General features: G+C 71.2%; 12 protein-coding genes. 8 read left to right on the top strand and 4 right to left on the bottom strand.

Going from position 1 to position 12461, the window contains the following annotated elements; genetic code table 11:
• Window positions 1-354: 354 nt before the first annotated feature.
• The 3 genes from ACZ3ZD_RS30735 to ACZ3ZD_RS30745 form a co-directional block, all read right to left on the bottom strand.
• Window positions 355-1833, bottom strand: coding sequence for a catalase (locus ACZ3ZD_RS30735; RefSeq protein ID WP_467404390.1), 1479 nt, complete (start codon window positions 1831-1833; stop codon window positions 355-357).
• A 170-nt stretch (window positions 1834-2003) separates the two neighbouring features.
• The gene (locus ACZ3ZD_RS30740; RefSeq protein ID WP_467404393.1) at window positions 2004-2894 is read right to left on the bottom strand and encodes a 2-hydroxy-3-oxopropionate reductase; all 891 of its coding nucleotides are present in this window, start codon (window positions 2892-2894) and stop codon (window positions 2004-2006) included.
• A 40-nt stretch (window positions 2895-2934) separates the two neighbouring features.
• Window positions 2935-3792 (bottom strand): TIM barrel protein, encoded by an 858-nt coding sequence (locus ACZ3ZD_RS30745; RefSeq protein ID WP_467404396.1) that lies wholly within the window; start codon window positions 3790-3792, stop codon window positions 2935-2937.
• A 148-nt stretch (window positions 3793-3940) separates the two neighbouring features.
• Here ACZ3ZD_RS30745 and ACZ3ZD_RS30750 point away from each other — a divergent pair, with 148 nt between their 5' ends.
• The 8 genes from ACZ3ZD_RS30750 to ACZ3ZD_RS30785 all read left to right on the top strand — a co-directional run bounded on the left by ACZ3ZD_RS30750 (window position 3941) and on the right by ACZ3ZD_RS30785 (window position 11216).
• Window positions 3941-4204, top strand: coding sequence for a YkoF family thiamine-binding protein (locus ACZ3ZD_RS30750; protein WP_467404399.1), 264 nt, complete (start codon window positions 3941-3943; stop codon window positions 4202-4204).
• A gap of 47 nt (window positions 4205-4251) precedes the next feature.
• A complete protein-coding gene (locus ACZ3ZD_RS30755; RefSeq protein WP_467404743.1) occupies window positions 4252-4563 on the top strand; it encodes a helix-turn-helix domain-containing protein in 312 nt (103 codons plus the stop codon).
• Window positions 4564-4772: 209 nt separating this feature from the next.
• On the top strand, window positions 4773-5285 hold the full coding sequence (gene uraD / locus ACZ3ZD_RS30760; protein WP_467404401.1) for a 2-oxo-4-hydroxy-4-carboxy-5-ureidoimidazoline decarboxylase: 513 nt from the start codon (window positions 4773-4775) through the stop codon (window positions 5283-5285).
• A gap of 3 nt (window positions 5286-5288) precedes the next feature.
• A complete protein-coding gene (gene uraH / locus ACZ3ZD_RS30765; protein ID WP_467404403.1) occupies window positions 5289-5696 on the top strand; it encodes a hydroxyisourate hydrolase in 408 nt (135 codons plus the stop codon).
• A gap of 6 nt (window positions 5697-5702) precedes the next feature.
• Window positions 5703-6626, top strand: a complete 924-nt coding sequence (gene pucL, locus ACZ3ZD_RS30770) for a factor-independent urate hydroxylase (RefSeq protein ID WP_467404405.1) — start codon at window positions 5703-5705, stop codon at window positions 6624-6626.
• A gap of 64 nt (window positions 6627-6690) precedes the next feature.
• Window positions 6691-8139, top strand: coding sequence for a nucleobase:cation symporter-2 family protein (locus ACZ3ZD_RS30775; protein ID WP_467404408.1), 1449 nt, complete (start codon window positions 6691-6693; stop codon window positions 8137-8139).
• Between the two features lie 78 nt (window positions 8140-8217).
• Window positions 8218-9603: an 8-oxoguanine deaminase gene (locus tag ACZ3ZD_RS30780; protein ID WP_467404411.1), complete on the top strand. Its 1386-nt coding sequence runs from the start codon at window positions 8218-8220 to the stop codon at window positions 9601-9603.
• 245 nt (window positions 9604-9848) lie between these two features.
• Window positions 9849-11216 carry a nucleobase:cation symporter-2 family protein gene (locus tag ACZ3ZD_RS30785; RefSeq protein WP_467404414.1) on the top strand — a complete coding sequence of 456 codons (1368 nt, stop codon included), beginning with the start codon at window positions 9849-9851 and terminating at the stop codon, window positions 11214-11216.
• A gap of 148 nt (window positions 11217-11364) precedes the next feature.
• Here ACZ3ZD_RS30785 and ACZ3ZD_RS30790 read toward each other — a convergent pair whose 3' ends face one another.
• On the bottom strand, window positions 11365-12345 hold the full coding sequence (locus ACZ3ZD_RS30790) for an SDR family oxidoreductase (RefSeq protein WP_467404416.1): 981 nt from the start codon (window positions 12343-12345) through the stop codon (window positions 11365-11367).
• Window positions 12346-12461: the final 116 nt, after the last annotated feature.

A 12461-nucleotide genomic window follows, 5' to 3' on the forward strand; every position in this document is an offset into this window, starting at 1 on the left:
ACGCCGAACGCTCCCTCGCCCGGAGTGACCCGGTACGGGGAGCGCTGGTGGCCGTCCGGCGGCGCGAGGCCGGGCGCGACTGGTCGTTCGCGCCGCCGGACGGGGTGGGTGGGCCCCGCGCGGGGGCCGGGTGGGACCGCGGTGGTGGCGACGGAGCCGGGTGCCCTTCCCTCTGGTCGAGAAGGGGGCCCGGTCCTTGACCACCGCACTGGCTCGCACACCACCGCGGTCCTCGCCCTGCCCGCGCACCGCGCCCGGCGGCCACCCCTCATCCGGGCCGCCGGGTGTGTGCGCGGGCCGCGTGCGGGATCATGACCTCCCGTCAGATCCCGTACGCCGCTCGTGTCCTGGTGCTCAGTCCTCGCGCAGGGCGCGGACCGCCGTCTCCACGCGCCTGCCGTACTCGGGGTCGGCGGCGTGGAAGTGGGCCAGGTTCTTCTCGATCACGTCGTCGCGGGAGACCTGCGAGAGGCTGCCTGCGATGTTCGCGACCAGACGGGACCTCTCCTCCTCGGACAGCAGCCGGTACAGCTCGCCCGCCTGGAAGAAGTCGTCGTCCTTGGTGTGCAGGGGCGCCTCGTGGGTGCCCGTGTGGCCGTGCACGGCCAGCGGGGCCGACAGCGGGCGGCCGGTCTCGACCGGGCCGTCGTAGGAGTTCGGCTCGTAGTTCCTGGCGTGCCGGCCCTGCGCGTTGAGCGCCATCAGGCCGTCGCGGCCGTAGTTCCGGGCACCGCCCGGAACCGCCTTCGGGGCGTTCACGGGGAGCAGGGTGTGGTTGACGCCGAGGCGGTAGCGCTGGGCGTCGGCGTAGGCGAACAGCCGGCCCTGGAGCATCTTGTCCGGGGAGGGGCCGATGCCGGGCACGAAGTTGTTCGGTGAGAAGGCGGCCTGCTCGACCTCGGCGAAGACGTTGTCCGGGTTGCGGTCGAGGACCAGGCGGCCCACGCGCCGCAACGGGTAGTCCTTGTGCGGCCACACCTTGGTCAGGTCGAACGGGTTGAAGCGGTAGTCGGCCGCCTCGGCCGCCGGCATGATCTGCACGTACAGCGTCCAGGACGGGTGCACGCCCCGCTCGATCGCCTGGAGCAGGTCGGTCTGGTGGGAGCTGGGGTCCTGGCCCGCCAGTTCCTGCGCCTGCTCGGTGGACAGGCAGCGGACGCCCTGGTTGGTCTTGAAGTGGTACTTGACGAAGAAGGCCTCGCCATCGGCGTTCGTCCACTGGTAGGTGTGCGAGCCGTAGCCGTTCATGTGCCGGTACGACGCCGGGATGCCGCGGTCGCCCATCAGCCAGGTCACCTGGTGCGTGGCCTCGGGGGAGTGCGCCCAGAAGTCCCAGACGTTGTCCGGCTCCTGGCGGCCGGTGAACGGGTCGCGCTTCTGCGAGTGGATGAAGTCGGGGAACTTGACCGGGTCCTTGACGAAGAACACCGGGGTGTTGTTGCCGACGAGGTCGTAGTTGCCCTCCTCGGTGTAGAACTTCACCGCGAAACCGCGCGGGTCGCGGACCGCGTCGGCGCCGCCGAGGCTGTCGGCGACCGTCGAGAAGCGTGCGAACACCTCGGTGCGCTTGCCGACCCCGCTCAGGAAGGCGGCGTGGGTGTAGCCGGTGACGTCGTCCGTCACCTCGAAGTGGCCGTACGCGCCGGAGCCGCGGGCGTGCACCACGCGCTCCGGGATCCGCTCCCGGTTGAAGCGTGCGAGCTTCTCCAGGAGGTGCTGGTCCTGGATCAGGAGCGGGCCTCCGACGCCGGCGGAGGCGGAGTTCTGGTTGTCCGCGACCGGGGCGCCGGACTCCGTGGTGAGGGTTCGCGTCGTGAGCACGCGCTTCGACATCGTGGGCCTTCCATGCGGGTTTCAGCGGAAAACTGTTTCCGCTTTGTGGAGCCTAGAAGTGGGGAGTCTGAGCGTCAACAGTTTGTTGAAATGGATTCCGGGCCGCGGCGCCGCCTGGGCGCGACAGGACAGGTGTCGGCGGCGCCGCGGCCCGGAAGTCTCGGGGGCTGTCAGACCTGGGCGCCGGACAGCCGCTCCACGGCCCGCAGCAGGGCGGAGTGGTCCAGGCCGCCGTCGCCCTGCGCGCGCAGCGAGGCCACCAGCTGGGCGACCACGGCGCCGACCGGCAGGGCCGCGCCGACCGTGCGGGCGGCATCGGTGACGATGCCCATGTCCTTGTGGTGCAGGTCGATGCGGAAGCCCGGCCTGAAGTCGCGGTTCAGGAAGTTGTCCTTCTTGCGCGTCAGCACGGTCGAGCCCGCGAGGCCGCCGTTCAGGACGTCCAGCGCGGCCGTCAGGTCCACGCCCGACTTCTCCAGGAAGACCACGGCCTCGGCGCACGCCTGGATGTTCACGGCGACGATCAGCTGGTTGGCCGCCTTCACGGTCTGGCCGGATCCGTGCGGACCGCACAGCACGATGGTCTTGCCGAGCACCTCGAAGAGGGGCCTGGCCTCCTCGAAGTCGGCCTGCTCGCCGCCGACCATGATGGACAGCACGGCCTCGACGGCGCCGGCCTCGCCGCCGGACACCGGGGCGTCCAGCACACGGACGCCCTTGTCCCCGGCGGCCTTCGCGAGGTCGACGGAGGTCTGCGGGGTGATCGAGGACATGTCGATCAGCAGGGCGCCGGACCGGACGTTCTCCAGGATGCCGTCCGGGCCGTAGGCGATGGCCTCGACCTGCGGGGAGGCGGGCACCATCGTGATGACCACGTCGGCGTCGCGCACGGCCTCGGCGATGGAGCCGGCGACCGTGCCGCCGGCGGCGGCCAGCCGGTCCAGCTTCTCCTGCTCCAGCGTGTAGCCGGTGACCTGGTAACCCGCCTTGATCAGGTTCTCGGACATGGGGGAGCCCATGATGCCGAGGCCGATCCAGGCGATCTTGGGGAGGTTGCTCATGGTCGGGGTGCCTCTCTGCTGCTCTGTGAAGTCAGGGGGTTCAGCGCGCGGCGCGCGCCGCACGCGGGAGCCAGTCGAACGCCTCGGCGCTCGGGCGGTCGCCCGGCTTGTACTCCAGGCCCACCCAGCCGTCGTAGCCGGCCTTCCGCAGCAGGCCGAGCAGCTCCTCCAGGGGGAGCGACCCGGTGCCGGGCGCGCCGCGGCCGGGGTTGTCGGCGATCTGGACGTGGCCGGTCCGCGCCGCGTACCGCTCGATCACCGAGGGCAGGTCCTCGCCGTTCATGGACAGGTGGTACAGGTCCATGAGGAACTTCGCGTTCCCGAGGCCGGTCGCCGCGTTGACCTTGTCCACCACGCCGACCGCGGCCGGCGCCGACACCAGCGGGTACCGCGGCGACTCGGGCCGGTTCAGGGCCTCGATCAGCAGGACGGCGCCGATCCGGTCGGCCGCCCGGGCCGCGAGGGTGAGGTTCTCCAGGGCGAGCGCGTCCTGCTCGGCCGGGTCCACGCCGTCGACGCGGTTGCCGTAGAGCGCGTTGAGGGCCGTACAGCCGACGGACCGCGCGAAGTCGGCGGCCACCTCGATGTTGGCGCGGAACTTCCGCGACTCCTCGCCCGGGATCGACAGGGCGCCGCGGTCCGGGCCCGGCAGTTGGCCGGCGTAGAAGTTCAGCCCCGTGAGCCGGACCCCCGCGTCCTCGATCGCCCGCTTCAGGGCGTCCAGGTCGGCCTGCTCGGGGGTGGGGGAGTCGACCCACGGCCACCACAGCTCGACCGCTGTGAAGCCCGCCGCGGCGGCGGCCGCGGGGCGCTCCAGGAGCGGGAGTTCCGTGAAGAGGATCGACAGGTTGACGTTGAAGCGCTGGTCTGCGGCGGTGCTCCACTCGAAACCTGGCATTCGGGCCGCGCTCCCTTCCGTAGGTGAAATTCCGTATCTCGGAAGTTTGTTTCTGCGTAATGGAAGATTGCAGCGGCGTGTCGGTGCTTGTCAAGAGGGGTCCGTGACCCGTCACCCGAAAAGCCCTGGCGGGCGTTAGGTTGAGCGCGTGCGATTGAGAGTGGAGTTCACGACCGAGCCCTTCGACCTGGACGAGGCGCCCGCGCACGCCCTGGTGGCGCGGGAGGTCATCGAGACGGCCGAGCTGGACGCCGTCGACGTCGGCCCCTTCGGCAACACGGCCGAGGGCGGTGCCGACCGCGTCCTCACCGCGGTCGACGCGCTGCTGCGCAAGGCCCTCCAGGCCGGTGCCACCCGGGTCTCGCTCCAGGTCAACGTGATCGACGAGGTGCTGGGGGAGGGCGGTAGGTGACCGGGGAGGAGTCGTTCATCGCGGCCGTGAAGCCGCTGGTCGACGCCATGGGCGGGGAGCTGCTGCCGCCCGACGAGGCCGGACCCGAGGACGTCGTCCTCGCCTGGGAGGGCGCCGACGCCGTCGCCGTGCGCCTGCCCCAGCTCGCCGACTCCCTCGACCACATCCTGGCCGCCATGGAACGCCGGCGGGGCCGGCCGCTGGCCGACCTGGACCGCAAGACCAAGCAGGAGATCGTACGGAGCCTGGAGGCGCGCGGCGCGTTCGCCGTGCGGCACGGCGTGGAGACCGTGGCGAGCGCGCTCGGCGTCAGCCGCTTCACCGTCTACAACTACCTCAACCGGGACAAGGGGGCCTGACCGGGGCGGGAAGCGGGAGCCGGCCGCCGGGCCGACGGGGGCTGACCGGCGCGGGGCGGGAGGGTCGCCGTACCGCCCGCCGTGCCGTCCGGGCGCGAGCCGGCTTGTTACGCGGAATTTTCAACAAAGTGTTGACGTGGTGTTTCCGAGGGCGTTAGCTGTCGGCAGCCCGTTCAGCACGACGGCCCATCGCGGCCACGGAGGCTCCCGTGACGTCGACTTCCACGCCCCCGGGCCTGGCCCGCTTCAATGCTCTGGAGGAGTCCGCGGCCCTCGCCGCCCTCCACGAGGCGTGCGCCTCCACCGAGTGGGCCCGGCGCCTGCTCGCCGCCCGGCCCTACGCCACCCCGCAGGACCTCTACGCCGCCAGCGACGCCGCCATGGCCGAGCTGACCACGGCGGACCTGCGGGAGGCGATGGCCGGGCACCCGCCGATCGGGCGCCCCGCGCCCGGCGACCCGACGTCGGCGCGGGAGCAGGCCGGCATGGCCGGCGCCACCGCGGACCTCAAGGCGGAGATGCTCGAACTCAACCTGGCCTACCAGGAGAAGTTCGGCCATGTCTTCCTCATCTGCGCCACCGGCCGGACCGGCGAGCAGATGCGGGACGCGGTCAGGGAGCGGATCGGGAACGCGCCGGAGCAGGAGCGGGAGATCGTCCGCACCGAGCTGGGCAGCATCAACCGCATCCGACTGGCCCGACTCGTCGAAGAGGACGCCTGACCCATGAGCACCAGCACTACCGCCTCCGTGTCCACGCACATCCTGGACACCTCGATCGGCCGGCCCGCCCGGGGCGTCGCCGTCCACCTCCTCGCCCGCGGCGGCCGGGAGGCCGGCTGGCAGGCGCTCGGCGGCTCCGCGACCGACGCCGACGGCCGGTGCAAGGACCTTCCGGACCTGCCGGAGGGCACCACCCACGTACGGCTCGACTTCGCCGTCGAGGCGTACTTCGAAGAGCAATCTGCGAAGAAGCAAGCCGATGCGCAGCAGGACGCCCCCGCGAACCGGGACAGCGGACCGGCGGTGTTCTTCCCGGAGGTGGCGATCACGTTCGCCGTCGTACCGGGCGAGCACTACCACGTACCGCTGCTGCTCAACCCGTTCGGCTACTCCGTTTACCGAGGGAGCTAGCTAGAGATGCCCACGATTCTGGGACAGAACCAGTACGGCAAGGCCGAGAACCGAGTCGTCAAGATCACGCGGGACGGCGCCACCCACCACATCAAGGACCTCAACGTCTCCGTCGCACTGAGCGGCGACATGGACGAGGTCCACTACTCCGGCTCCAACGCCCACGTCCTGCCGACCGACACCACCAAGAACACGGTGTTCGCGTTCGCCAAGGAGTACGGCATCGAGTCCGCCGAGCAGTTCGGCATCCACCTGGCCCGGCACTTCGTCACCAGCCAGGAGCCGATCCACCGGGCCCGCATCCGCATCGAGGAGTACGCCTGGGAGCGGATCGCGACCTCGGACGCCAACTCCAAATTCATCGGCGCCGACGAGGTCAAGCACTCCTTCGTCCGCAAGGGCCAGGAGACCCGCCTCACCCAGATCAGCTACGACGGCGAGCGGTGGGAGGTGATCTCCGGCCTGAAGGACCTGGTCGTGATGAACTCCACCAACTCCGAGTTCTGGGGCTACGTCAAGGATCGGTACACCACCCTCAAGGAGGCCTACGACCGCATCCTGGCGACCCAGGTCTCCGCGCGCTGGCGGTTCAACTGGACCGACGACGAGGAGAAGGCGCCCCACTGGGAGAAGTCCTACGAACAGGTCAGGAAGCACATGCTCCAGGCCTTCGCCGAGACCTACTCCCTCTCGCTGCAGCAGACGCTGTACCAGATGGGCGCGCGGATCATCAACAACCGCAGCGAGATCGACGAGGTCCGCTTCTCGCTGCCGAACCAGCACCACTTCCTGGTGGACCTGGAGCCGTTCGGACTGAAGAACGACAACGAGGTCTACTTCGCCGCCGACCGCCCCTACGGCCTCATCGAGGCCACCATCCTGCGGGACGGCTGTGAGGCCCGTATCCCGGTCGACATGACCAACCTCTGACGCGGGACGCGCGCCCCCGGCCCCGCCACCCGGGCCGGGGGCCCGCCACACCGGAGGGAACGAAATGGCACAGCCTGCGAAGGGGCCCGTCACCGCCCCGTGTTCCACCCCGCCGACGCACACCGAGGACGCCGTCACGTCCGTGCACACCGTCGAGTCCGTGCACGCCGTCGCATCCGTGCATCCGGTGGACGAGAAGCTGCACCTCTCGCGGCTCGTCCCCGCCGCACTCCAGCACATCGCCGCGATGTACGCCGGCGTGGTCACTCCTCCGCTCATCATCGGCCAGGCCTGCGGACTCGACCTCGCGGCCCGCACCCGGCTGATCGCCGCGAGCCTGCTCATCGCCGGCGTCGCGACCGTCCTGCAGACACTCGGCGTCAGGAACCTGGTCGGCAACCGGCTGCCCTTCGTCAACGCCGCCTCCTCCGCCGGCATCGCCCCGATCCTCGCCATCGCCGAGACCAACGGCAGGGGCCACCAACTCCCCGCGATCTACGGCGCGGTGATGGTCGCCGGCGCCTTCTGCCTGGCCCTCGGCCCCTTCTTCGGCCGGCTGCTGCGCTTCTTCCCGCCCCTGGTCACCGGCGTCGTCATCACCCTGATCGGCGTCACCCTGATGCCCGTGCCGGTCGGCTGGGCGCAGGGCGGCGACAAGACCGCCGCCGACTTCGGCGCCATGCGGCACCTCGCGCTCGCCGGGTTCACCCTCGCCGTCATCCTGCTCACCCAGCGCTTCGGCAGGGGCTTCGTCCGCCAAGTCGCCCTGCTGGTCGGGCTGCTGATCGGTACCCTGGCCGCGATCCCGTTCGGCATGGCCGACCTCGACGGCCTGAGGTCCGCGCCGCTCGCCGCGCTGCCCCGCCCGTTCGCCTTCGGCGCCCCCGAGTTCCAGCCCGCGGCCATCCTCTCCCTGTGCATCGTGATGCTGGTGCTGATGACCGAGTCCAGCGCCGGCATGCTCGCCCTCGGCGAGATCTGCGACCGCCGCGCCGACGCCGGGACCATCACCCGCGGCCTGCGCACCGACGGCCTCGCCACCCTGCTCGGCCCCGTCTTCGGCGGGTTCCCCACCTCCGCCTTCGCCCAGAACGTCGGCGTCGTCTCCCTCACCCGGGTCCGCAGCCGCTACGTCGTCGCCCTCGCCGGCGCCGCCCTGCTCGTCCTCGGCGCCTTCCCGGTGCTCGGCGCGGTGGTCTCCCTGGTCCCCATGCCGGTCCTCGGCGGCGCGGGCATCGTGCTCTTCGGCTCGATCGCCGTCAGCGGCATCCGTACGCTGTCCGAGGCGGGCCTGGACGACAGCTCCAACATCATCCTCGTGGCCGTGGCGCTCGGGGCCGGCATCATCCCGCTGGCCGCGCCGTCCTTCTACGCCGGCTTCCCCGCCTGGGCGCAGACCGTGCTCGGCTCCGGGATCAGCGCGGGCGCGCTCGCCGCGGTCCTGCTCAATCTCTTCTTCCACCATCTCGGCACCCGGGGCCGCCAACCGGCACCGGCACTCAAATCCTCCTAGGGTCCTGCCGTGCCCTCCCCGTGGACACCCTCCGGTCCCTCTGCCCACGGGTCCGCCACTGAAAGACAAGGAAGCACGATGGCACCATCGGCAGCCCAGCGCATCGTCATCGAGAACTGCGCGATCGCGACCGTGGACGCGGGCGACACGGAGTACGCCCACGGACACCTCGTCCTCGCCGGCAACCGGATCGAGTCCGTCGGTGCCGGCAAGGCCCCCGAGGGCCTGGAGAACGTGGTGCGCCGGATCGACGCCACCGGCCACCTCGCCACCCCCGGCCTGGTCAACACCCACCACCACTTCTACCAGTGGATCACCCGGGGCCTGGCCACCGACCACAACCTGTTCGACTGGCTGGTCGCCCTCTACCCCACCTGGGCGCGCATCGACGAGCAGATGACGTACGCCGCCGCGCAGGGGTCCCTCGCCATGATGGCCCGCGGCGGTGTCACCACCGCCATGGACCACCACTACGTCTACCCGCGGGGCTCCGGCGACCTGTCCGGCTCGATCATCCGGGCCGCCGCCGAGACGGGCGTCCGCTTCACCCTGGCCCGCGGCTCGATGGACCGCGGCGAGAAGGACGGCGGCCTGCCGCCGGACTTCGCCGTCGAGACCCTCGAGGACGCCCTCGCCGCCACCGAGGAGACCGTCAGGCAGCACCACGACGACTCCTTCGACGCCATGACCCAGGTGGCCGTCGCCCCCTGCTCGCCGTTCTCCGTCTCCACCGAACTCATGCGCCAGAGCGCGCAGTTGGCCCGCCGGCTCGGCGTACGGCTGCACACCCACGGCTCGGAGACGGTGGAGGAGGAGAAGTTCTGCCACGAGCTGTTCGGCATGGGCCCCACCGAGTACTTCGAGTCCACCGGCTGGCTCGGCGAGGACGTGTGGATGGCCCACTGCGTCCACATGAACGACTCCGACATCGCCGCGTTCGGCCGCACCGGGACCGGCGTCGCCCACTGCCCGTCGTCCAACGCCCGTCTCGCGGCCGGCATCGCCCGCGTCCCCGACATGCTCGCGGCGGGCGTCCCGGTCGGCCTCGGCGTCGACGGAACCGCCTCCAACGAGTCCGGCGAACTCCACACCGAACTGCGCAACGCCCTGCTGATCAACCGGCTCGGCGCCCACCGCGAGGCCGCCCTGAACGCCCGGCAGGCGCTGCGGCTCGGCACCCACGGCGGCGCCCGGGTGCTCGGCCGGGCCGCGCAGACCGGCTCACTGGAGCCCGGCAAGCTCGCCGACCTGGTGCTGTGGAAGATGGACACCCTCGCCCACGCCTCCATCGCCGACCCGGTCATCGCGCTGGTCTTCGGCGCCGCGGCCCCGGTCACCGCCTCCTTCGTCGGCGGCCGCCAGATCGTGGAGAACGGCCGCCTGCTCACCGTCGACGAGGACGCCGTCGCCGCCGCCACCCGGGCGGAGGCCCAGCGGCTGGCCCGGATCGCCGCGCAGGCCTGATCCGCACCGGAGTTCCACCAGGACTCCGGCCGGGAGGGACGGCTCCCGGCCGGCACCGTGGATCCGAGCGGGATCCACGGCAGGCCGGTTCCGGGGCGCGTGCACGCACACGCCCCGGAACCGGTCACCCCCACACCGCTGTTCGCCGCTCACGCGCCACCCCCGTCAGGTCCCGCACGACCACACGCACCACCTCCATGAAACCCACGTCGCCTACGACGTGCCACCCGCCCGGAGGAGCCGCCGTGGCCGCCCATCCAGTCGACGAGAAACTCCCCGCCGTGAAAATGGCGACCAGCGGTCTGCAACACGTGGCCGCCATGTACGCCGGGGTCGTCGCCCCACCGCTCATCGTCGGCGCGGCCATCGGCCTGTCCGCCACCGACCTGACCTTCCTCACCGGCGCCTGCCTGTTCACCGCGGGCCTCGCCACCCTCCTCCAGACGCTCGGCTTCTGGAAGATCGGCGCCCGGCTGCCGTTCGTCAACGGCGTCACCTTCGCCGGTGTCGCCCCCATGACCGCGATCGTCGCCTCCACCGAGGACAAGTCCGAGGCCCTGCCGGTCATCTTCGGCGCGGTCGTCGTCGCCGGCCTCCTCGGCTTCCTCGCCGCGCCGTTCTTCAGCAAGGCGATCCGCTTCTTCCCGCCGGTCGTCACCGGATCCGTCATCACCCTGATCGGGGTGTCCCTGCTCCCCGTCGCGTTCGGCTGGGCCCAGGGTCCCGACCCCAGGGCCGACGACTACGGTTCGACCACCTACCTCACCCTCGCCGGCGTCACCCTGCTGATCGTCCTGCTGCTGCGCCGTTTCACCCGCGGCTTCGTCAAGCAGATCGCCGTCCTGCTCGGCCTGATCGCCGGCACGCTGATCGCGATCCCGTTCGGCGTGACCGACTTCGGCCCGGTCGCCCACGCGGACGTCATCGGCTTCCCGACCCCGTTCCACTTCGGCGCGCCCCGGTTCCAGCTCGCCGCGATCCTCTCCCTGTGCGTGGTCATGGTGGTCTCCATGACCGAGTCGACCGCCGACATGCTGGCGCTCGGCGAGATCGTCGAACGTCCCGCCACCGAACGGACCATCGCGGCCGGTCTGCGCGCCGACACCCTCGGCTCCGCGCTCAGCCCGCTGTTCAACGGCTTCATGTGCAGCGCCTTCGCCCAGAACATCGGCCTGGTCGCCATGACCCGGATCCGCAGCCGGTACGTCGTCGCGACCGGCGGCGGCTTCCTGGTCCTGATGGGCCTGTGCCCGATGGCCGCCTCGCTCATCGCGGTCGTACCGCGCCCGGTCCTCGGCGGCGCCGGCGTCGTCCTGTTCGGCTCGGTCGCCGCGAGCGGCATCCAGACCCTGGTCCGGGCCGGCCTCGACCGGGACAACAACGTCCTGATCGTGGCCGTGTCCCTCGCGGTCGGCATCATCCCGATCACCGCGCCGGACTTCTACCACGCGTTCCCCGGAACAGCGAAGATCGTCCTGGACTCCGGCATCTCCACCGGCTGCGTCACGGCCGTCATCCTGAACCTCCTCTTCAACCACCTGGGCAGGCACCACGAGGCCCACGACGTCACCCACCCCATGGAGGCAGGAGAGGAGATCGCCGCCACCCACTGAAATCCCCGTCGGCCGGCGGCGCGTTGACGCCGGGAGCGCCACGGCCACCCGGCGGGCCGCCTCGGCGGCCCGCCGGGCCTGGTCGAGATCACCGGGGCGGACAGCCCGGGGTCAGGTCGCTGTAGGCGTGACCCGGGGAAGCCGAGGATCAGCGGTAGTCGTCAGGGGAGCCTTCCTTGCCGCCGTGGACGACGTCCTCGAAGTATGCCCAGGCATCCGGCCGGCTGCCGTCCACGTCCGTCACCCCGTACACCCTGGCCAGTTCCCCGCTGGAGGTGGACCTGCCGTTCCACCGCTTCGCGCGGTCCGGGTCGGCGGCCAGCGCCGCGACCGTACGGGCCAGGTAGCGCGGGGACTCCGCGATCGCGAACGTCGGCTCCTGGGCGATCGCGTCACGCCAGTTCTCCTCACTCACACCGAAGTGGGAGAGCATCTGCTCCGAACGCAGGAAGCCCGGGGACACCGCGACCGCCGTGCCCCCGTACTCCGCCAGCTCCTGAGCCAGCCCGAACGCGAGGCGGATCGGGGCGTTCTTCGCGAGGTCGTAGTAGATGTTCTCCCGGTAGCGGCGGTTGGAGTGCGCGGTACCGTCGGTGACCTCCACATGCAGCGGCGCGTCGGAGCGGATCAGCAGCGGAAGCAGCAGCGCCGCCGTGATCACGTGCGAGCGCGCGCCCAGCTCCAGGATCCGCAGGCCGTCGGCGAGCGGTGTCTCCCAGCTCTTCTTCCCGAACACCGAGGTGGCCAGGAGGTGCTCGCCGCCCCACAGGTCGTTGACGAGGATGTCGAGCCGCCCGTGCTCCCGGTCGATCCGCTCGGCGAGGGCGCGTACCTGGGCTTCGTCGAGATGGTCGGTGGGAACCGCGATTCCGGTGCCGCCCGCTGCGGTGACGAGTTCGGCGGTCTCCTCAATGGTCTCGGTCGTCCGGCCGACCTCGCTGGCCCGGGCCCGGGTGGTACGGCCCGTGACATACACGGTCGCGCCGGCCCGCCCCAGCTCCACAGCCTGAGCTCGTCCCGCCCCGCGGGTAGCACCCGCCACGAGGGCCACCCGCCCCGCGAGCGGACCCGCCGGACCGGCCTGCTCGGTGTTCTCAGTGGTCTGCCTGGTGATGTCCTCGTTGCTCATGTCATGCATCGTTCATGCCAAACCAGACAGAACACGTCACCTTTTACAGGGGATCCCGCGCAACCGGGTGTACATCGCCGAGGCGCGGGTGGCCTACGGCGCCGAGCGGTGGCCCG

It is taken from the genome of Streptomyces sp. NPDC023481 (genome assembly GCF_055560195.1).

Bases quoted from the DNA above. Each gene is read 5' to 3' on its own strand.
- ACZ3ZD_RS30735 (WP_467404390.1), bottom strand. From the start codon at position 1,833: ATGTCGAAGCGCGTGCTCACGACGCGAACCCTCACCACGGAGTCCGGC.
- ACZ3ZD_RS30740 (WP_467404393.1), bottom strand. From the start codon at position 2,894: ATGAGCAACCTCCCCAAGATCGCCTGGATCGGCCTCGGCATCATGGGC.
- ACZ3ZD_RS30745 (WP_467404396.1), bottom strand. From the start codon at position 3,792: ATGCCAGGTTTCGAGTGGAGCACCGCCGCAGACCAGCGCTTCAACGTC.
- ACZ3ZD_RS30755 (WP_467404743.1), top strand. From the start codon at position 4,252: ATGGGCGGGGAGCTGCTGCCGCCCGACGAGGCCGGACCCGAGGACGTC.
- uraH (WP_467404403.1), top strand. From the start codon at position 5,289: ATGAGCACCAGCACTACCGCCTCCGTGTCCACGCACATCCTGGACACC.
- pucL (WP_467404405.1), top strand. From the start codon at position 5,703: ATGCCCACGATTCTGGGACAGAACCAGTACGGCAAGGCCGAGAACCGA.
- ACZ3ZD_RS30775 (WP_467404408.1), top strand. From the start codon at position 6,691: ATGGCACAGCCTGCGAAGGGGCCCGTCACCGCCCCGTGTTCCACCCCG.
- ACZ3ZD_RS30780 (WP_467404411.1), top strand. From the start codon at position 8,218: ATGGCACCATCGGCAGCCCAGCGCATCGTCATCGAGAACTGCGCGATC.
- ACZ3ZD_RS30790 (WP_467404416.1), bottom strand. From the start codon at position 12,345: ATGAGCAACGAGGACATCACCAGGCAGACCACTGAGAACACCGAGCAG.